The following is a 23,090-nucleotide window of genomic DNA, read 5'->3' as shown; positions in this document are numbered from 1 at the left end:
TCGCACCTCACATTTTTTCCCAGGAATCTGCATCCGCCAGTTCTTCTATAAATAAAATGTATTTATTAAACATCTCACTTATAACCTCTGCTTTAAATAATTCCTTTACATAATCCCAAATCAGAACCAACTTCCCTTCTCTGACCAAAGCTTGGTGATCCAGAGATACCTGAGGGGTTTGGCTTATTGCAAACAGCTCCTTTGTTTCCTTGAATATCTCTGACGTGTCCTCTTCATCTAAACTTCCGAACAACTCACTGGTGAATACAACCGGCAGAACTGCTTTAAAGGGATCTCCGTCTGACATCGCTTTAAGAATTTCCAGACCGTTATAGGTTCGATGCTCAACTGCTTCAAGAATTCGTGTCTTTACCTGCTTCATTTCTTCCAGAAAGCTGCCTTCATTGTCTCTTTTGTATTCAACAACAGTTACATTTGTAAAATCACCTAACAGCTTCTTCACTTCCTGATTGAGAGGCAACCTGTTATACACAGTAAGATTTAGTGAAAACTTTTCAGAGCCTGAGGCCATACTAAGTGCACGCATATATGCTGTACAAACTACAGCTGATGCCGTTGAAGAATAATTTCTTAAGTGGATATTAAGTTTCTGTGTCTGCTCCCGGCTTAGTTCATAACGCAATCTATCAAAATGAGGCTGTTTTACCTGATTGAACTGAAGGTTGTATGGCAGCTTAGGGGCGGGTGAAAGCTTTGAAGCCCGTTGTTTCCAATAGTTTTCAGCAGAAATTACATAATCCTTATCCTTTTGCCATTCATCCTTTTTGCACACATACCGGCAAAAACTATAGTTTGGAACATCAATACTTTTGCCCTTGTACAATTCGTATATCTGTCGAATCATCATATTGGCACTCCAGCCGTCTAAGAGCATACAGTCAAAACTGAAATGAACCACCCTTGAACCGTCTTGAAGCCGGCTGACAAACACATCAAACATTGGCCACTTGCCAACCTCATAAATTTTGTCTTTCCAGTTATCTCTCAGGTTTTTGAAGTCACCATCTGATAACTTTCTATCAGCGACTCTATAGATAGGCACCTTTTCCAGAATCATCTGTCTTCCATCCTCAAGAACAATTGAACGAAGAATATCATGACTATCAATCAAAGTATTAACTGCATTTTCAAGTTTTACCGCATCCACTTTATCCCAAATAAATTCCGCATAATAATGAGCACTGGTTCCGCCCAGTTCGTAATCATTTGAACGTCCAAGAAGATATGCTTTTTGTATCGGAGTAAGCGGATAAGCATTTTTCTTAATATATTCCTCTTTGTGCTTATCCCTTTTTTCCTTCTCTTTAAGATAGTCTAAAATCATCTGCTTATCTTGCTTAAGTTCCTGACGAATTTCATCAGTCATTGCACCCTTTTCAGCTTTAAAGCGCAATGCTCCATTTTCGCTATACAAAGTGATTCCCTTTTCTTCATATTTTTCCAATGGAGAGATTTCATTTAATGAATCTTCTATTCTGATAACCTTCTGCATAACACTCTCAGCATGATTTAAATTGTCATTTTGTTGTACCTTACCATCAAAGAACTCCACCAACTCCGAAATAGCATTGTAGGAAAGCATTTTACTAACAGATGGTCTGATGCCATAGGCATTTTCAAGTTCATCAGCAAGTCGAATCATATCAACAGAAGATACTCCAAGGTGTCCGAAGCTTTCACCCGGATTCACATCAGCAATATCAAGAATTTCACATATTTTCTTTAAAACCGGAGAATCATTATCGGTATTCCTATGTTTTTTAACTTTCTTCAGTTCCAAATTCTCATATATGTCTGCAAGCTTTTTGCGATCAAATTTACCATTGGCTGTCAATGGAAAACTGCTGATGTTTACAACAGCTTCCGGAATGAAATAATGAGGTAAGTATGTCTTTAACTGCTCTATTATTTTTGAACTATCCGGTTTATTCTCTGTCTCTATAAACACAGCTAGGCGCTTTGTCTTATTCCCCACAGGAACTGCAGCGGCTCGGTCATTTATTCCGCATTTTTTTACTGCAGCTTCTATCTCTGCTGTCTCAACTCTGTATCCATTTATCTTCACCTGACCGTCTTTTCTTCCAAGGAATTCAATGCATCCACCCTTGTGATAGCAACCATAATCCCCTGTATCGTACAAGTGCTCTCCTGTCAGTTCATGATTTATAAATGCCGCCTTTGTAAGCTCGGGCTCGTTATAGTAACCCTTTGCCAGACCTGCTCCTGCAATATGAAGTTTTCCCGGAATATGATTGGGGCACCTTCTTCCAAACTCATCCAAAATATAAAATCTCTGATTTGCAAGAGGATAACCATAGGGCACAGAAGTCCAGCCAACAAGTGGCTCATTAACATCAAAATAGTTAGACCATATTGATGCCTCTGTCGCTCCTCCCATGCTGGTAAGCCTTCCATTTGGAAGTGCCTTGGAAAGCTTATTCGGAAGTTCCATTGGTATCCAGTCTCCTGAGAGAATTACCTTTCTGATATTACAGGTAAGTCCACGTTTAAGCAGATGATCGACAAAAATATCCATAATTGTCGGTACTGAATTCCATACAGTAACATCATTGGCTACCACAAGCTCATATTGCTGCTTAGGATCAATACGCTGCTCTTCAGTCGGCATAACAATAGTTCCTCCGACTGTTAACATACCAAATATGTCATATACCGATAGGTCAAAACTCAATGACGATACAGCTATGGCACTGTCACTTTCGCATATACGATATTTTCTGTTTACATCCTCTATGGTATTCATTGCTGCTTCATGTGTTATGAAAACACCCTTTGGTTGCCCGGTAGAACCCGATGTATAGATGATGTATGCTCCATCAGAAGCTTTAACTTCTCTATAAATATCTTTGTTACAATTTCCGGCTATTTCATCTGGAACCAGCTTCTTTAGATTATAATTTTCGTAATCCCGGTCTGTAATAATGCAAAACGGCTTTGCCTTTTCTATAACACGTTCTGTTCTTATCTTCGGCTGTCCATAAGTAAGAGGAACGTATATACAGCCTGCCTTTAGTACTCCAAGGACAGCAGCAATCTGTTCAAATGACTTAGGCAGTTCTATTAATACTCTATCTCCCGGCGTTGCCCCTGCTTCAATAACCGCATTTGCGATACTGTTTGCTCTTTCATTTAATTGAGCATAGGTATATGTACAGCCGTCATTTATAAGCGCCGCCTTATCCGGAATGCGCTGTACATTCTCAATAAATCCCTCATGGAGTAGCTTTCCCACATAATCATAATTTGTTCCATTAGCCTTATGTTGCTCCTCCTTCTGTTTTTTAGAGCGCAAATCAGTAAGTGTTGTGCTGAAAAATTCCTTACCATCTATAGCTTTATTAACCAGGTCGCAATACACCTCAAACATTGCATCCACAACCCCTTCGCAGAATGCCTCATCCAAGGAATCCCAGGAAAGAACAAGGGTACCATTTTCAAAAAACACCTGATGATCCAAGCATACCTGTGGTGTTGACGAAACAACGCTTCGCAAGCTATCCATAATGCCGGACTCTTCCTGAAGATTTTCATCCAATCCAACAGCACTGGTAAATATCACCGGATATAAACGAGACTCTCCGGTTTGTTTTCTAAGCATGTCGGTAAACTTTACGGCAGAGTACTCACAATGAGAAATGTTTTCCATCATGTTTTGCTGAAGCGCCAATGCGTTTTCAGCTATGGTAGTCTGCTTTCTGGTAATATCTACCAGAGCAAGCTTAGTAAAATCGCCTATCATATTCTCCGTATCCTTACCCACATCGTGACGTCTAAATACAGTCAGCATAACTGCATAATTTCCTCCGCCACCGTAAGCAGAAAGAACTTCAGAATACAAAGCAAATAATGCCGCTGAAGGAGTCAGGCCAAACCTGGCTGCATTTTTAGAAAAACTCTTCCATCTGTCTTTAGTAATATCCATTCGTCTACGAATGAATCTTCTATTGGAATTGTCCATAAATACACTTCGGTTGTATGGCAACTGAGGTGCATTTGGAAAATCCTGTGCTTTTTTAGTCCAAAAGGCCTCGTCCTCTATCTGTTTTTGCTGTATCTCTTTTGACCTGCGACAGAACAACTCGTAGTCTCTATAAGTAATTGTGAGATCCTCTAATTCTTCTCCCCGATATAGCTTGTTTAAATCTCGCTTGAAAATAAACAAACTCATTGCATCAGCTATCATAAAATCGATGAGAAAATGTATACGATATCTGCCTCCGGATAATCTGGATAATCTTATCTCGTATAGAGGGCCGCCAAGGGGCAGTATTTTGTGGAACATCTCTTCTCGGATCTCTTCAAGTTCACTTATATTCTCTTCAGAAATATCCACAACTACCACCGAAGATGTACATTCTTTTTCTATGTATTGAATCGCATCCTCTGTAATACGACATCTAAGCATATCGTGTCTTGCCTCAAGCTTTTTCAGTGCTTCGATAAATTTTGCCTCATCCAGATTGTCTACATCTGCTTCAAAATAAGCACAGCAAGCCGAACCTGAAAGCATTGCACGATTATTGTCTCTACCGGCCCAATATGCGTATTGAACTTCATTTAACGGGAACTCTTTATTTCTATCTTCTTCATTTATGGTAACTACAACCGGACCTTCCTCACCCTTTTTATTGTTGTTCTTACTGTTTTGAAGCACAGCCTCAATGACTCCCCCCGGTGTATGCGCATTGAAAAGCCGGCTCAAAGTCAGGTTGGTACCAAAGGTTTTATTAAGAGCTTTTAAAACTGATACTGCACTTATTGAGTCAATTCCAAGGCTTACAAGCTCTGCCTTTTCATCAAGCTCCTCCGGCTCTGTTCCAAGGAGTTCAGACAATATCGTCTTTACATTTTTTTCATTAACTTCAAGGTCATTTTCACTGTTATTTTCAACCTGCAGCTTCAAATCTAATGAAGTTCCATTGCATTCCCTTTCACCTCTTAATGTATGAATATATGGAATCCTGTTAGGTGCAAAGGCATAATTGGGAATATCTTTTAAAACAGGTGAGAAAGGCTTATATAATTTTTTGAAATCGACCTTTATTCCATACTGATATAGTTCACAAACAGTCTTTATTGCATGTGAATTATCTATGTTTTTATCAGCTATGCAAACACAGTCAGCTTCGCCACCCGTGATTGCTGCAATAAGTCCATTTAAAACCGGCAATGCACCAATTTCAACAAAGACAATCTCCTCAAGGTTTCCTACAGTATTTATACTGTCGCAATACTTAACCTCCGACAGAATCTGCTCCATCCAATAGGAAGCATCCGCAAATAAATCACTTTCATATCCGGCTGTAACTGTAGATATCATTTTTACAGTTGGCCTACTGTAGTCGATAGTTTTTGCCACTTCTCCAAATTCTTTTGCTGCTGCATCCATGAAAGGAGTGTGGAATGGTCTTTCTGTTTTTAAGAAGACTGTACGTATTCCTTTTTTCTTAAAAATTTCATCTGCCTTTTCTACTGCATCATTAGTACCTGCAACAACAGTTTGCATAGGTGAATTTGAGGTTGATATATAAAGTCCGGGGATTTCAGAAACCACATTTTGCACTTTAACTCTATCAGCAAATACTGCCAACATTTTTCCCTCAGGAGATAACTCCTGCATAAATCGTCCACGAGCTGCAACAAGCTTTACTGCATCTTCAACTGAAAATACCCCTGCTGTACATGCTGCTGCATACTCGCCTATACTATGTCCGATTACCACTTCCGGCTTTATTCCATAAACCTTAAGCATCTGAACAAGTGAGTATTCCACTGCAAATATTGCCGGCTGAGCATTCTCTGTCTGATTCAAATCGTAATCCTCAGAAAAAACAATATCTCTCAAGTCCCTATCAATATACTTTTTAAATAGGTCAGCACAATGATCAAAGCTACGGCGGAATGTCTCGTTGCCCTTGTAATACTGCTCACACATGCCTTTGTACTGAGAGCCTTGGCCTGTAAAAACATACACCGCTCTTCTTTTTTTATTCACACGATTACTTGAAATTCGCTTTGAGAGTTTTGAGATTAACTCATCCTTACTTTCTCCTATAATTAACCCTCTCTCCGGTAAGCTATCTCTTGTAATATTGTATGAGTAGGACAAATCTGTAAGATTACATTCATCATTTGTTTCCAAGTAAGCCTTAAGAGCTTCTGCCTGTCTTTCTAATCCCTTTTTATCAACGGAAGTAAGCACAAATGGATAAGTCTCCATAGATTTACCTTCCTGCTTATTATCCTCATACTCTTTTAGTACAATATGTGAGTTCGTACCGGAAAGACCGAAGGAACTGACACCGGCAATTCTGGGTTTGCCGTTCTCAGTTTTCCAGTCCATAAGTTTATCTGCTACTTTTACCGGAATAGCAGACCAATTGACATATTCTGATGGAGTATCATAGTTCAAGCTTTTTGGAAGCTTTTTATTCTCCAACATTAGAGAAACTTTTATTAAACCGGCTATGCCTGCTGCTCCTTCAAGATGTCCAATATTAGTTTTTACCGAACCGATATACACAGGCTTTTTTCTGGAATCAGACAGCCGGCTTGATATTGCCTGTATCTCAATTGGATCTCCAATGGCTGTTCCTGTTCCATGAGTTTCAATATAGCCTATATCATCTGAATCTATCCCGGCCTTGTCCCAAGCCCTACGCAACAATTCTTCCTGCGCAATACCATTTGGAGCGGTAAGGCTGGTACTTTCCCCGTCTTGATTTAATTCTGAGCCAATAATAATACTGTGAATATTATCATCATCTTGTTTGGCGTCAGACAGCATTTTTAAAATAATGGCAGCGGCACCTTCACCGCGAACTGTTCCATCTGCATCCTTGTCAAATGCCCTTACTTCGCCTTTTTTTGATAGTATTCCAAGTCCTGCAACCTTTTGAGTAATCTCCGGAGAAAACATAATGTTGACTCCACATACAAGTGCCATGTCACAATCGTTATCCTTTAAGTACTTCAAGGCAGTATCTATGGCTACAGATGAAGAAGAACAAGCGGTGTCTATTGAAATAGATGGACCACGCAAACCGAAAAAATAGGAAATCCTTCCGGAAATAAAAGAATGATCTATTCCGGTTATGTTCATGTTTTCTTCGTTTCTAAGCATGTTTTCATAACCAAAATCATTTTGTACAACACCTACAAACACGCCCACTCGTTTGTTTTTTAACATTTCCGGCGAATATCCGGCATTCTCAAAAGCTTCCCAACATACCTCCAGAAGAATTCGCTGCTGAGGATCAAGGTAAGCAGCCTCATCAGGAAGTATTTTAAACAGTCTGTTGTCAAACTCTTCAATATCTTCCAGAAAACCACCTTTATTCAGATATGGGTTATCATCAAACTTCTCCTTACCGTATTCATTCCAGCGATTATCCGGTATAGCACAAATCCCGCTTTTTCCATCTTTAAGAAGATTCCAAAAATCATTGGTGTTACGTACACCACCGGGAAATCGGCACGCCATTCCAATGATGGCTGCCGGTTCATTTCCCTTTGCTTCCTTGAGTTGAGCTTTTAACTGTCTGATCTCAAGAAGTGCTTTTTTCATCAACTCTTTATCGTTTGGCATAATATAAGGTCCTTCCTTAATGTAAACATGAATATTTTTTAGTAATCAGTTATTAATTTGGATACGCTTAAAGCAAAGTCCGGATTTTCAACGCAGCTATAATGATCACCATCAATATCCGTAATCTCTATATCGCCTATACAAAGATCAGTCCAATAATCAATATTCTTATCCTTGCTATAGAACATGCTTGAATTGTCCTTCGCATTCAAGAAACGTATGTCTCCAAAGTAGGAATCCATCTCGCCATTGCAGCACCTTATTGTTTGACAGTATGCTTTAAATACTCCTTCCAACATAGATGGCTCCAGTTGCTCTCCTGTCTTTTCCGAACCGCGCTTTGCATAAAGCTTAAAACGGTCTTCCATAGAAATTTCTCCAAGTCTATTCATGCCCTTGCCAAACTCTGCATAATCCGGCATTGATTGTAAGTTATCGCTCAAATTATCCGGAATCTTTCCAAATTCTTTTATAACATCAACAAACATTTTCTCTAAGTTAACTTCTCTGCAATCTTCGAACACACCCAAATCCTCCAGAGTTATTCCAAAGTTTGGAAGGAACATTAACTCTATCATCAAACGGTCTTCTATGATCCAAGGTACTGTCTGTGAATCAATAAGGATTACATCTACTATCTCCTTGCCTTGCTCTACGAGTCTGTTTGCACACTGAGTTGCAAGCCAACCACCAAAGCAATATCCAATAAGCTGAATCTGTTCAGCCCCGGTCTCCAAGATTATTTGGCTATAATCATCTGCCAGCTGCTGCACCGCAGTCTCTCGATCCATCTGATAGTATCTGTCCGCATCGCCAAGAGCTATAGTCAGTACGTCTCCCTTGTTCCGGTTTACCAGATTTTCCACAATATATTTCAGTGAATTCATTGTTCCAAAGGCCGCATGGAAGATTACATGAAGTGGACCTTCTCCCGCCTTGTACAACTGAGCTGCTCCTATGTGTTTTGATTTAAGAGTATCGCTTTGTGTCTGCTCCTGAATGTCTCCACGTTTTTCTGCCACAAACTCAGAAAGCTCCTGAATATTAGGATGATTTAACATAAATCTGAGCACCGTATCAAATGGGATGTCTTTTAAAATTTTTTCTCGAATTGCACCTGTTGCCTGTGCAAGAATAAGAGAATCCGCGCCATGGTCATAGAAACTATCTCTAAGCCCTAATCCTTTCATTCCCAATCCGCCTAAGATTTCAACAAGTTCCTTCTGTAGATCATTCATTTCTGCAGACAATGCATCTGTATTATCATCACCGGCTACTGCAGAAACAGTAGCTCTTTTTTCTGCAATTGCCTTCAAAGCTTTACCATCAATCTTGCCATTAGCCGTAACCGGCATACTATCCAACATAATGTAGCTGGTCGGTATCATGTATGAAGCCAGATTATCCCTTATAAGTGAAGTGATATCTCCTCCACTTATGTTCTGCCTCTCTGTCTTAAACTGCTTTATATAAAGTTCAAGCCCAAACACGCCTAAACTGTCATTTTCTTTAGGCAGTACTAAAGAAGAAGTTTCAGAATCTGCCTCATCCAGCAATTCCTGCCATTGCTTGGAATCGATAAACGCTTTATCTTTACGCAAGTCATCCTGAGGCTCTGTCATTAAAAATCCCTGAGATGCCAATATCCAAGCTTCCTCTCGCACCGGCTCCGTGAAGAGGAAATATCCACCCGGACGTACCAATCTTCTAATCTGTTTTAAGCTGTAGCATATATCCTTTGCATTTTCCAAAACTCCAACTGCAATAACAATATCGAAATAGTTTTCTTCAAATCCCTGCTCTGCAATGTCTTTATCAATATTTAAAACAGAGAATCTCATATTTGGAACACCATTAAACTTACCCTGAGCCAATGGAATGAAGTGGCTGTTAATGTCCGTCACATAATATGTAAAATCTTTACCCTCAAGAGTCTTTGTGACACGAAGTGCAGTTGCACATGTACCGGCGCCAATCTCAAGAATTCTCAGTGGTCGTCCCAGATTAGAATAGTTATTCACAAAGCCGCAGATGCAGCTATTTAAATAAACTGATATCTTGTTGTTGATATACATATCTTCAACAACATCTGTTTTTCCATCCGGATAAAGAAGTTTTATAGGATCAATCTCTCCTGACAACAAGCCAGTTAACGAAAGGGCCGAATTAGAAATATATTCCAAGAATTCAGACGTACCCATCTCTGCCAACCAGTTCCTGCCAAGCTCCTGCCACTCCGCCTGCATTTTCTCTTTTGAGATTTCTATGCAGCATTTTTCAGTGAAGGAATATTTATTGCCATCAGGCTTTAAATATCCTTCCTTTTGAAGCAAATCTATCCAGTAAGAAACCAGCCATTTATGCTTATCCAGTATCCTGTCAGATTCTTTTAAACTTCCCTCAGTAAACCCATCACCCAGCACTTCATTAATAGCATTAGACATAGCAATATAAAGAAGCCGGTTCTCCTTATTCATCAAAGACTCTATGCCTGCTGTATCAACTCCCTCTATATCAGGGCGCGCATATTCCTCGATATCTTTGGAAAGCTCTTTCTGCTCATTGATATACTCTTCTTTCTGATTATCATCTGAGAAAGCCGGCTCATAAAAGCAAATCATGGCATGTTCACCTTCGTTGCTTGTATATACTACCGAGCAGTTTTCAACAGTTCCTGAACGCTTTACTGCGCTCTCGATTTCTCCAAGTTCAATTCTGTGTCCATTGAACTTAATTTGGGAGTCTGAACGTCCAAGGAATTCTATTTCACCATTCTTGTGATATTTTCCTATGTCACCGGTCTTATACATCATCCTTCCGGTCTCAGGATCTTTTATAAACTGAAGGTCAGTCTTTTCTTTATCGTTGTAATATCCGTCAGCAAGCCCATCACCTAAAATGTAAATATCACCCTTTACACCTACAGGCCTATCCTTAAGTCTACTGTCAAGAATTCTAAACTGCTGATTAGCCAGTGGAAGGCCGTATGGTATGCTTGCAAATCCTTCTGATGGTCCTTCGTAGTCGTGATAAATAGACCAGATAGCTGCCTCAGTTGCACCGCCAAGGCTTACAACTCTGGCATCCTTTGAATAGCCATGCAGCTTATCCGGAAGGAAGAGCGGTATCCAGTCGCCTGATAGCATCACTAATCTTAGAGAAGAAATATCCGGAACATTGTTCTCATAATCCAGATATACCATCACCATGTTTAAAAGTGATGGCACACTATTCCAAACTGTAACCCCCTCTCGTTCAATAATCTTAGCAAGATACTCAGGTTCTTTTTTCCTACTATCCTCCGGATATACCACTGTGCCGCCAACTGAAAGCAATCCGAATATGTCAAACACAGACAAATCAAAACTCAATTGCGATACGCCTATAGTGCTATCATTTTCATTAATATCGTATTTACGAATTATGTCCTCGATGGTATTTACCGCTGCGCCGTGAGATATCGCAACCCCCTTAGGCTCACCTGTGGAACCGGATGTAAAAATAATATAAGCCAAACTACTTGCATCAATTGAATTTGTTTTAGGAAGCTCTACACTATTTCCCTCTGCATCCACAAATATTTTTTTAATTCCATCAGGATATTCTGTCTCATCATCAGTTAAAGTGATAACCGTACTAATGCCCGCACGTTCTATAATTCGGCCAATTCGATTAGCGCCCTGTTCCGTTGATATAGGCACATAAACAGCCCCTGCAGCAAGTATTGCTATAGCAGCTGCAGGCTGGTAAACAGATTTCTTGGCAGCTATTCCCACAGTGTCTCCTGCCTTTACACCGTTTTCCATTAAGCCACCAAAAATTTTTCCTGCTATTTCAATAAGCTCAGAATAGGTATATTTATTTTCTCCGGCCACAACTGCAATTTTATCTGGGTATTTCTCGGCCGCTTCCAGAACTTTGTCATGGAGAAGATGCTTAGGTAGTTTCAAAGCTGTATCGTTAGCATTTAAAAATATAGATTTCTGATACTTTGGATATGTCTGCTTTGCTGCAATCTCCGGTTCTACACCATTTGCCATGGCCTGAAGAAATTCACTGAATAATGTAAACATGTCATCAATAACACCATCCTTGAACACACCTCTTCGCACATCCCAGTTGACCTGCATGCCGAAATTTCCATCCATAACCTGACAATCAATAAATACCTGTGGAGTTTGACTGATACCAATTCCTGAAACCATTCCCTTTACAGTTGCATCGTCCATAGAGGACAATAGTCCCACAGCACTTGTAAACACATAAGGCATTGTCGCAGCTGCGCTTCCTTTTCTGTTTGCAAGCTCACGCATAAATGCAACTCCGGAATACAAATTGTGATCCATATCCTCGAACAGCTGCATGTTGGCACGCTTTACATTTTCAATAAATGTTTCATTATTATCTAAATCAATATCCAAAAGTGTAAGTGACGTGAAATCTCCAATAACCTTACCAATATCCTCATGAAGAGGTTGTCTGTTTAGCATAGTAAGATTAATTGCAAATCTCTTGTTTTCGCTGAAGCAGCTTAATGTATGGGCATAAGCCATTAATACAAGAGCTGTGGGAGTGACATTGAATTTATAAGCAAAATTTTTAACATTTTCCCAAAGTTCCGGTGTAAGCTGCAAAAACTTTCTATCGAATCGTGCTTCTTTGTTTGCAGAATATGGCTCTGTATCTATCTGCGGACAGGTTGGGAAATCTTCTAATTTATTTAACCAATAGTGCTTATCCCTTTCACAGGCTGCACTTTCTTTCATTTCTCTTTCAGCTAAAACATAGTCTCTGAAGCTCACCTTAACTTCAGGTATTTCATCCACTTTACCGAAATATAATTCTTCAAATTGATGGAGTAGCATCCAAATACTGGTCCAGTCAGCAATAATGAATTCAATTGAAAAATGCATTATCGCACTGTCATCATAGTTTGATACTCCCACTGCAAAATATGGCCAGCTGCCCACTTCAAACTGCTGATGTCCCATTTCTTCCATCACCTGTTCGGCAGGGGTGTTCTTATAATCCTTAACAGCAAAATGCGGAGCCTTTTCAAGTATCTGCTGATACCCCTCTTCATGCATCACAGCTCTAAGCATCTCATGACGGTCTATGAGATAGTTCCATACTCTCTCTACTTCATTCACATCCAATTTTTCATAATTCAGTTGAAGGTAAATATGACATGAAAGTCCGCCGTAATCAAACAGATTACTTCTTCCCATAAGGTAGGATTGCTGTACATCTGTAAGCACGAATGGTTTGTACCTGTCTGCTTTATTTTCTGAAAGAGTAATCTTTCTATTGTCAGGATCTAATAATTCCAACAGCTCACTCTTTAACTCCTTCAACTGCGCAATATCTTCCGGCTGTATAGCTCCTGTATTTGCTTTGAATTTTATTTTTTCATCCTCTTTCCAGAGAGATACGCCTTTATTTTCCAGTTTTTCAATCAAACTCAATGCTTTACTGTAATTTTCTGTCATATCACAAACTCTCTCCTATGTATTTTTTCTGCAAATCTTTTATTGTTTTGGTAACATCAGATTCCTCGTTATTACTTGCCTGTATAAGCTCAGGAAATCCCAGCTCCGCTGTCAACTGTTGCCACACCTTTGCCGAATACACCGTTTTGGTATAGTAGCTTCCTGCTTCAGCCTTGTTTTCTTCTCTGCAAAGCTTCAACATACAGCTAATATCCTCAGCTATAGCAGGTATCCACTGCGCTTTAAACACTTCAAAAAAACTATTCTCTTTTGATTCATATAAGCGGATATGTTGAGGCAAGGACATGCTTGTATCTGTGGATGAATCAGCATGAATTGTTGTATTTGCGTCGTGAACAGGAACAAACATCTTCCCATACCACATAACCCCACCGGTGGTATCTTCAAGACAAAGCCTGCCTTGTTCAGTGATAATTGTTATACGATGAAGATAATGCATGAAATTGTCGGGATCATCCGGAGCTACTTCGTTTTGAATCTGCATTAAAGCAGTCACTCCTCCGATTGACGCCGATACTGCATCGAAAGGATGAGAATCTCTACCCACCTGCTTAATTTCAAATGGTCTCATCGACGGTAGAGCCTCAGAAAGAATTCTAACAAGCGGATAAGTCACTTGGGATGCTCCGCCTATATCTAGATAGATTGGCTTTGATATACTGCATATTGCCTTCGCACTTTCTATGAAGCACTTTATATTTGGTAAGAACTCGTACAGGTCTCCTATACGATATAAGACTTTGTTTTTCTTTGCTGCACGTATGCATCGTTCCGCATCTTTGTAATGCACCGGTTGTTCCTGGATTACATTTATCCCCCGCTCCAGCAAAGCTTCTGCCAGTTCGGTGCCATTTCCTCCCAGAACACCTGATCTAACTGCAACGCAGGCCAACTGAATATCATCTTCCAGCTCGTCTATAGAAGTGTAGGAATTAACCCCATAATTAGCTGCGCATCTTTTTGAACGTTCACTGCCTGTAGATAAAATTCCAACAAATTCTATTTCATCTGATAACAAGGTTAATGCCTCGCAATAGAATTGCCCAAAGGTCGTTCCGCAAACAATTGCTTTAATCTTATTTTTCACAATCATATCTCTCCAGTCATTTCTGTATTTAAGTCATCAAGTCTAAGGTCAAATTCTTCGAACATTAACATTTCCGGCGAACTACGCAGTCTATCCACAATATCATCAATATATTTTTCATATAGATTTGTTGCCGGAAACTGTGAAAAACAAAAAGCCCCTTTAATAATCTTTTCTTTAGCAACAAGTTCTGTCACTATCCCGGCTGAAATTCCCGTTAAAGCCGGTGAGGAAGTAAATTTCACAACTGTTGATCGGACTTTATTCTCGTCATTTATGTCGCAACCGTTTACCTCAATCAGGAATGCCATATGCTCTTTTGAACGGCTATAGTTAAGCTGACTTTGTAACATCAGCTGTTCCACTGCTTCTTTTGGCTTATCAGGAAAAGTCAAAACAGAATGCTCCACAGCCTTTTGCATATTTGTATTCCCAAAAGCAATGTAATGACGGCAACCTTTACATCCTGTGACACGAGCCACTACCTCCGTTTCCGAATCCTGATACTGTCGCAGATCATTATTGCCGATAAAGGGGATTGTAACGTCTTTACGTATTTCTGTAGGTGCTTTCTTTTCCAGAACATCTTTGCTCACACCTTCCAGATAATCGTACGCTGCGCCCCTTGAAAAAAGGCCGTCCATTGATGTGATGTGAGCATATTCATTTATTTCTTTGAAGTTTCCGGCTGCATATACTCCTATCACCGCTGATAATCCGGGAAGAGCACCTGCCCCATATATATAAAGAGTTTTCTTCGGAAGTTTAGTTAATTCACAGGATGGAATTCCTGTATCCACGCAAGGAATTCCTTTTGTCTCACAGATTTCGGAAATAAATATCCTTATATCTTCCGGACAAAACATGGCATTTAAAATAACATCCTTGCCGTTTATAAACTCCATCAGATTTTCTTTTTTTTGCATATCTCCAAAGGTCCATTTCACCTTTGAAAGATTATTGAAGAAGCTGTCGCCCTTAATCTTTTCTTCTTTATGCCCAAAAGCAAAAACATTATATTTTTCTGTATCTGTAAGATACTTTAGGGCGTACCTTCCAACACTTCCGGCTGCTCCCAGAACTCCAACATTTTTCATAAAATTATTTCCCTCTCACCTTTAGTTAGCTTAAACTAACTTTATGTTGCAGTAATTCCTCCACTTTTCAGTAAAAAGATATGCCCGACCAGTCACGCTGGATCAGGCACATGCTTTACATAGCTTCTTTTCCAAAAAAAGCTTTAAGCTTTAAAATGTTACTCTCACATATATCATAGTTTTCCATAACTGCCCCTTTTTCCAGATGAACCACTCTGTCGCAACAAGACAGTATCAGCTCCAAATCGTGAGTTACAACAAAAACTGTTTTGCCCAATTTTCGCAGCTTGATCAATTCGTCTGATACCTGTTTCATGTGAGAAAGATCAAGTCCGCTTGTTGGCTCATCGAATATCATGACCCCTTTTTCGGAGGCTAAACCGGAAGCGATAGCCACTCTTTGCTTCTGCCCTCCGGAAAGAGCCATAGGATGAATGTCAGCATATTCATACAAATCAAGCTGAGACAAAATATCAAGTGCTTTTTTTTCTTTTTCTTCCTCACTAAGAGAGGCGTCTGTTATGCTAAGCACCGCTTCATCTTTTACGCTTTCTGTAAATAACTGATGATTTACATCCTGCATAATCATATAGCAGTTATGCAACCTCTCTTTATTTTTCAAGGTCTTCTTGCCATATCGCATTACGCCTTTGAACTTCTTTTCAAGGCCACAAATATTTCTTACGAGGGTGCTCTTTCCCGCGCCATTATGCCCAATGACTGCAATAACGCTATTGGAAGGCACCTCTAATTCAGGTATGTCTATACCGTGTTCACCATCACTATATGAAAAGCAAAAATTCTCAAGAGTTATTGTTATATCTGATTGCTCTCTATGCTGGAAATCTGTCTGCAGATCGTCCAGCCTCAATGGTCTGATTCCAAGCTTTTCAGTCTCAGCACTGCTAATGGTAGAAATCCTTTCTTTATTCAGTTCATGGATAATTTCTCCATTTTGCATTATCAGCAATCTGTCAGCCAACTCTCTCAAGAAGAAAAGTCTATGCTCGGCAACAATAATCGTTTTGCCCTGAGCCTTCCAGTCCTGCAGAATTTCCTTTAGCCTTTCTATGGCATAAAAATCCAAATTAGAAGAGGGCTCATCAAGAACAACTATATCCGGTGATAGCACGTTAATCCCTGCACAAGCAATTATTTGCTTTTCGCCTCCGGAAAGCTCAAATATATTTCTGTTTAACAATCTTTCTATAGACATTGAAGATGCAGTTTCTCTTATTGAGCTTTTTATCTCCAACGGAACTCTCCTCTGATTTTCTGATGCAAAAGCAATCTCATCAGTGGTATTTACATTAAAGAACTGAGATCGTGGATTCTGAAATACACTGCCGACATGTTTTGCTATTTCATATATCGGCGTTTCAGAGATATCCTTGCCATCTAGTTCTACCGTTCCGTCCATAGTACCTTTGTAGTATTGGGGAATAAGTCCGTTTATCATTCTTGTTATTGTTGTCTTGCCGCATCCCGAACCACCGGTTAAAACAACAAACTCTCCATCTGCTATGGTAAGGTTTATATTGGAAACTCCACCTTTATCAACTGCATTGCCATCTGCATCAACTACATTGTACGAGTACGAAACATTTTTGAATTCTATCATCTTCTCACCTAATAAACTAAAAATAAAACAAACATCGTTATAGAGCCAATGATAGCCACTATGTCAATCGATCCTATACCTATTTCGCAGATATGCGTGCGTTTTTCTCCTGCACTAAGACCTTTAGACAATGAAGCCGCTGATAATTCGTCTGCTATTCTGACCGTAGACATCATAAGTGGCACTAATATGTATTCAACATAAGTCAAAGGCTGCTTTAATGGGTGCCCCAACTCTCGCATCCTTTTCGCGTCATTTATTGATTTGTATTCTTCTGATAAAGTTGGAAAATAGCGAAACATAACTGATATAGGAATGCTTATGAATGAAGGACAATGCATGTGCTCCATAGCCGTTATAAATTCACTTACAGATGTGGATTTAACTGTGTACCACCCCATCATATAACCGGCAACAAATCTGGTAATCAAACCGCAAATCATCATGAGGATAATATTGCACATCCCATGAGTATAGGGTGCCACTTGCTTTTCACAAAATAGTGCCGTTCCTAAAAGCAGTAAATATATGGTTGCCGCCTTGTATTGCCTTATACTCAGCAGCAACAAGAAAGGGATTGCCGCACAAATAATACGCAGCACCCCCTCTATCCCTACTGTGGTTCCGCCTATCATAATAATAGATATCGCCATAAGAAGGAGCAGTTTGCTTCGCGGATCCAACCTTATAAAAGCTTTGGACTTATCGCTACATACTCCAAATTCCATTACGCCATACCCGCCTTACGAAAATGCTTTTTAAGTACCTTAGCTCCCAAGAGTCCACCGATTGCACCACCAACAAGGCACATAATAATCATTGCAAAGAATACCCATGTAGGAGTGTAACTCTTCATAGCTTCAACATATTCCTGTCCATATCCGTCAACAATGCTGGCAAAATAAGCTTCACGGAAACTAAAGAAAAATGCTATAACCATGCCAAGGAACCACAAGCTGAAAACCGCCGAACCTGCCACACAATGCTTAATGCTCTGATAGTTCCCCATCTTTAAAATAACTTCTGTTAAAAGACCTGCACCTATACAGAAAAGAAGGATCGGATAAGGATGTCCGATAACGAACATGATAATTCCAATTAATGTACCGGTGATAGTTATCATTCCAAAATGCTTAATTTTTGAAAAATAAAGCATAAGCGGAATTCCTGCCACAAGCGGGCAAAGAAACGGCGTGAAAACCATAAAAATGGGAATAAAGCCAAAACAAGCTACCGCAAACATGACTACAAAGTAAAGAGCCGAAAATACTCCTACTGTAATAAGATCTTTGATTTCAAATTTTTTTTCCATACATTTTACTCCCCTTTCAGTTAGCAAGAACTAACTATCGTTTTATATCACTTACCAAACTCCCTGTCAATAAAACTATGAGGATTATTTCCCTACTTGATAAAAAAAGCCATTTAGCGTTTAAACTAAATGACTTTCCTCTTTGATTATAACAAAGTCTGCATGATAGCCACAGCGTAATACACAATAAAAATGAAATTAGTATACCCTCCGCATATGACCATATGAAGTCCCTTGGGGAGTTTCCTTGATAATGGCTTTAAAAGAAAAAGAACTCCGGGAGATATCAGTGCCATCCACTGCGGGAACACTGTCTTTCCTAAAGCTATCAGAACTATCAAAATCAGAAGTCCCAAGCCTTCACCTGCATACAATATAAGTGCAAGCTTCTGAAAATACTTCATGGCTATATCTAAACCGTCTCGATGCTCATCTGCTCCAAGAAGTCCAAGATAAGCACAGTGACTGTGATATGCACCTCCTGCAATAATACCGAAACAACTTAGCAAAAATGCCGCAAACGCAGCATTATGAAATGCCTCATCCGTAATCAGTACAATGTGATAAAAGCCTATACAATAAAGAAACGCCGCTACAGGCCCTATCAAGCCGCCAAGCATAACACGCTTTGGAGGAAGCTCTTTCATAATATCAATAATAGGATTTATTGTTCCGTCTTGCACATAATCATCCTTATCAAAGTATAAGGTCATGTCTCCGCAGAACATAAGAAGCGCTCCTATAAGGCCTACTGTAATTACTGTTGTCATACCTGCTCCTTTTTATATTTATATTTTATGCAAAATACTTCTTCGCAAGCATCTGCAAATTTCCCTTATTCACATCAAGCATCTTCTCTGCATCCAGATCAAACATCCTTGTGCATGTGTGAGTGATAAACTCAAAGTCATGTGATACAAGAAAAATAATGGCTCCGCCGCCTGAAAGCTCTTTTATAAGTTCACTTACCCTTATCATAGAATCATAATCAAGTCCGCTTGTCGGTTCATCAAAATAAAGCACTTCACTGTTTTTTATAAGAGATGCGCCGATAGTAACACGCTGTTTTTGCCCTCCCGAAAGAGCTGCCGGATGTTTATCTTTATATTCTGAAAGTGCAAGCTTATCAAGCGTACCTGAAACAAGGTCACTGTCAACATCTGATATTCCAAGCGTAAGTTCCTCTTCCACACTTGTTGTAAAGAGCTGATAATCGGCATCCTGCATTACAAGATAAGATAACCTGCGCCTGTTTGCAGGTGAAAGCTTCTTTCCACCATAATACACCTTTCCGCCTTTCTCTTTTAATATTCCAGTTAGTACGGAAATCAATGTTGTCTTCCCCGCTCCGTTATGTCCGATAACACCTATAACATCTCCGGGAGACGCTTCAAATGAAATATTATCAAGTATCCTTTGCTTCTTTTCATATTCAAAAGAAAGATTTTCAACCTTAAGCTTATGTCCTCCAAGCCTCGATTTCACAGCCAATTTATCATCCTGCTTATTATCGATTTCTTTTTCGGGATAAACTGTTCTTAGTCCCTTATGAATCCTCAGCGTTTTATCAAGCTCACAAAACTCTTTTCCCGTGTATCTTGCAACTATACTGCCATTTTCTATATATATGACGCTATCAATAAGATCTCTTAAATAATAAAATCTGTGATCTGCGACAATTATCGTATATCCTGCACTTTTCAGCTTCTTCATTATTCCCGCAAGGCGCTTTGTAGCCTCATGATCGAGATTTGCAGAAGGTTCGTCAAATATGTATACTTTTGGCGCAAGTGCATATACAGAGCCAATTGCTATCTGCTGCTTCTCACCACTTGATAGCGCAAAAATACTTCGATTAAGATACTGTTCAAGCTCAAGATCGGTCACCGCTTTCTCAACTCTGCTTATTATCTCTTCGCGCTCATAACCCATATTCTCACAGCCAAAAGCAAGCTCCCTTGTCGTATCGGTCATAAAGAACTGAGAGCGCGGATCCTGAAACACCGTACCTACCTTTCCCGCAATCTCAGAAGGAAGCATCTTGAGCAAAGATTTTTCTCCGTATAAAAGATCTCCTTTTGTTTCCCCGGGATAAAAATGTGGAATCAGTCCGTTTAACGAACGAAGTAAGGTTGACTTTCCGCAGCCGCTTCTTCCCGTGAGCAAGAGAAACTCACCGTCTTTTATCTCCATATTTATATTCTTCAATGTATCTTCATTCATTCCTTCATAGCAGAAGGAAAAATCTGCAAATCTAATCATCCCTGTCTCCATAATATGTATTGGCCTATCTCAGACCTGTCTGCCACAAAAAGAGCAATGACCAGGCAAAGCGTACATGCAAGAATAACATATTCTTTAGCACCAAATTTTATCTTAAGAAGTGCATGGCGCTTATTCTCTCTTTCCATTCCCCTTGTGGTACCTGAAGCCGCAAGTTCATCTGAAACCTTAAGGCATCTCATAAGTAGCGGTATCAGTATGTATTCGACGGTCGCAAACGGGTGAGTTAATACTTTTAACACCGTATCGCTCACCCCCCGTATCCTCATGGTATTCCTGATCATCCTATACTCTATTGCAAGAGTAGGTATATACCTAAACATAACAACAAAAGGAATGATCACCGTAAGCGGCATACCTGCTCTTTCGAACGACACCGTAAGTTCATCCATATACGTACTTTTTATCACCCATCTTCCCAAAGTAATGATGGGAATCATCTTAAGCACCGTAACTCCGAAGATACTTATCATAAGGCTGAGCACCGGAATCGTCAGATATCTGAGACACGTATTCAGATATGAGATGACCAGATAAGTTATTAACATCTTTATTCCCCAACCGGGATCACTGCCTGCCATTACAAATAACGTAACCGACAACATCAGCAGTAATACAGGTATATCTCCATTTATAAAAAAGCTGACACATCCGAGTATTATCAGCAATAAAAGCTTTAGTCTGGGATCAAGTCTCGCAGTTCCATGAAAAGATACCGCAAGTATTTTTTCTCTTATAGATTGATTCATAATAAATACTCCGTAAAAAGATATTCTTTATTTATGAGCAAAAAGGCTGAGCCCTTAAAGCATCAGCCTTTTTCAATATATCTTGGAAAATTACATTCTTTTTTGGAATTTTAATACTTATGCTGCCTGCACAAGTCCTGCCTTTACAAAGTGCTTTTTAAGCACCTTAAGTCCGATGAAGCCTCCGACAAGTCCTCCGATGAAGCCTGCAATAATAATAACTGTGAGCATAGGCCACTGTGTCATATTGATAAGGCCGTCAACATACTCCTGTGAAAGACCATTTCTGAGTGTTGTCTGCATGAATGCATCTCTCAGAATATTCATGGGTGCAATGGCCCCGAATGTGAAAATTCCGCTAAATACCGAATATGCAGCGATCATCTTTCCTGTTGTGATCTCTCTTTTTCCGATAATAAGGAAATCAGCTAATAAAGCTCCGACAATAAGGCCTGTTCCTACAGTCCAGAATGCGCCTACAAGGAATGAAAGAAGTCCCTGTATAACTCCTGCAATTGAAAGTGCTCCATACTTTGGCACCTTTGCCAAAAGAAGCATCATAACAATACCATTTACAACTGAAACAGCGGGCGGATAGAAAACGTTGGTAACAGGTCCCGCAAGACTCATAACAATACTGATGATCATGTAGATAATAAACATAAGTGCTGTAAGTGCTCCCGTAAGGATAAGATCCTTTCCGATAAGCTTAGTATTTTTCATACCCTAATTCCTCCCATGTAAGACTCTTATTACGTTAGCAATAGCTAACCACGAGAAGAATTATACAATTCGCCATGATCAAATAAAAACCCAAAAACGGTTTAATTATACCCAAAATCGGTTCTGTATTCCTTTGGAAGAACACCGTATCTTTTCTTAAATGCCGCGGAGAAATTGCTCGGTTTCGAATATCCGCTTTTAAATGCGATCTCTCCAATGCTCATATCCGTTTTAATCAGCATATATGCAGCATTTTCAAGTCTCTTTTCAACTATGTAAGAATGAACCGGTTTATCATATACTTTTGAAAAAATCTTGGAAAATTTTGAAACACTTAAGTTAACTGCCGATGCAAGTTCTTTGCACGTAGGAATCCTGTCTTCGCACGAATCTATTATTTTCTTTGCTTCGATAAGAGCGCCCCGATCGGTCTTTGAAATATCGGAATATCTTTTATCCATATGCCCCTCATCAAAAACAACCTTAAGATAAACCGTAAGAAGTTCTAAAATCTTACCATCAAGATACATATCACTCAGAAATCCTTGATACTCCTTAAATCCGTCCAGCTGTTCCAAAATAAAATCAACATATGGCGTCAGAGGCATATTGGATTTATTTTCCAATATGCCTCTACTTAATATATTCTCCTTATCTTCATCAAGATATCCCTCAATAATGCGATTATAATATTCAAGCGGAAGTTTTATTGTTCTAAATACGAAGTCCGTATTTTTCTTATAACACATATATTCATTTTTCCCGCTACCGGGCCAAAGACGCATCTCGCCTTTTTTTATCTCATACGTCCTGCTGTCACCCTCGACTTCCCAAAATGCTTCTCCACTAAGGCAAAACATAAGCTGAATATACTTATCGCTATTGACGCCTTCAACATTCGCATCAGAGAGATAATTCATCTTCCAATCAGTAAGAACTATTCCTTGCCCGGTATACGTACTTTTAATTTTCCCGTTGCCGATTTCTTTGGGAATATCCATAAAAAATGCCTTGGGTAAGCTATCGTTCATATCAGAATATACTGAATTCATGTATCTGCTGTTATTCATCGTTCCAC

General features: G+C 39.5%; 12 protein-coding genes. All 12 read right to left on the bottom strand.

What is annotated here, in order from left to right; genetic code table 11:
* Positions 1–7: 7 nt before the first annotated feature.
* Entirely contained in the window at positions 8–7,630 is a 7,623-nt protein-coding gene (locus DL92_RS0112695; protein ID WP_051625341.1) for a hybrid non-ribosomal peptide synthetase/type I polyketide synthase, read from the bottom strand.
* 38 nt (positions 7,631–7,668) lie between these two features.
* Positions 7,669–13,119, bottom strand: a complete 5,451-nt coding sequence (locus DL92_RS19285; RefSeq protein WP_051625340.1) for a non-ribosomal peptide synthetase — start codon at positions 13,117–13,119, stop codon at positions 7,669–7,671.
* Position 13,120: 1 nt separating this feature from the next.
* On the bottom strand, positions 13,121–14,227 hold the full coding sequence (locus tag DL92_RS19280) for a Gfo/Idh/MocA family oxidoreductase (RefSeq protein WP_074462764.1): 1,107 nt from the start codon (positions 14,225–14,227) through the stop codon (positions 13,121–13,123).
* Between the two features lie 2 nt (positions 14,228–14,229).
* The gene (locus tag DL92_RS0112680; RefSeq protein ID WP_026667921.1) at positions 14,230–15,324 is read right to left on the bottom strand and encodes a saccharopine dehydrogenase NADP-binding domain-containing protein; all 1,095 of its coding nucleotides are present in this window, start codon (positions 15,322–15,324) and stop codon (positions 14,230–14,232) included.
* 115 nt (positions 15,325–15,439) lie between these two features.
* Positions 15,440–16,945 (bottom strand): ABC transporter ATP-binding protein, encoded by a 1,506-nt coding sequence (locus tag DL92_RS0112675; RefSeq protein ID WP_026667920.1) that lies wholly within the window; start codon positions 16,943–16,945, stop codon positions 15,440–15,442.
* An 8-nt stretch (positions 16,946–16,953) separates the two neighbouring features.
* Positions 16,954–17,673 carry an energy-coupling factor transporter transmembrane component T gene (locus DL92_RS0112670; RefSeq protein WP_026667919.1) on the bottom strand — a complete coding sequence of 240 codons (720 nt, stop codon included), beginning with the start codon at positions 17,671–17,673 and terminating at the stop codon, positions 16,954–16,956.
* Positions 17,673–18,257: an MptD family putative ECF transporter S component gene (locus DL92_RS0112665; protein ID WP_026667918.1), complete on the bottom strand. Its 585-nt coding sequence runs from the start codon at positions 18,255–18,257 to the stop codon at positions 17,673–17,675. The genes DL92_RS0112670 and DL92_RS0112665 overlap by 1 nt, the downstream gene beginning before the upstream one ends.
* Positions 18,258–18,403: 146 nt before the next feature.
* Complete coding sequence (locus DL92_RS0112660) at positions 18,404–19,027, bottom strand: DUF6796 family protein (RefSeq protein WP_026667917.1); 624 nt, start codon at positions 19,025–19,027, stop codon at positions 18,404–18,406.
* Positions 19,028–19,052: 25 nt separating this feature from the next.
* Positions 19,053–20,519 carry an ABC transporter ATP-binding protein gene (locus tag DL92_RS0112655; RefSeq protein WP_026667916.1) on the bottom strand — a complete coding sequence of 489 codons (1,467 nt, stop codon included), beginning with the start codon at positions 20,517–20,519 and terminating at the stop codon, positions 19,053–19,055.
* Positions 20,516–21,289, bottom strand: coding sequence for an energy-coupling factor transporter transmembrane component T family protein (locus tag DL92_RS0112650; RefSeq protein ID WP_026667915.1), 774 nt, complete (start codon positions 21,287–21,289; stop codon positions 20,516–20,518). The genes DL92_RS0112655 and DL92_RS0112650 overlap by 4 nt, the downstream gene beginning before the upstream one ends.
* A 117-nt stretch (positions 21,290–21,406) precedes the next feature.
* Positions 21,407–22,012: an MptD family putative ECF transporter S component gene (locus tag DL92_RS0112645; RefSeq protein ID WP_026667914.1), complete on the bottom strand. Its 606-nt coding sequence runs from the start codon at positions 22,010–22,012 to the stop codon at positions 21,407–21,409.
* A 101-nt stretch (positions 22,013–22,113) separates the two neighbouring features.
* A complete protein-coding gene (locus DL92_RS0112640) occupies positions 22,114–23,082 on the bottom strand; it encodes a helix-turn-helix domain-containing protein (RefSeq protein WP_026667913.1) in 969 nt (322 codons plus the stop codon).
* Positions 23,083–23,090: the final 8 nt, after the last annotated feature.

This window comes from Butyrivibrio sp. AE2005 (assembly GCF_000686965.1).
In the GTDB taxonomy this organism is placed as follows: Bacteria; Bacillota; Clostridia; order Lachnospirales; family Lachnospiraceae; genus Butyrivibrio; species Butyrivibrio hungatei_A.
This window is presented reverse-complemented; position numbering and strand designations above follow the sequence as displayed.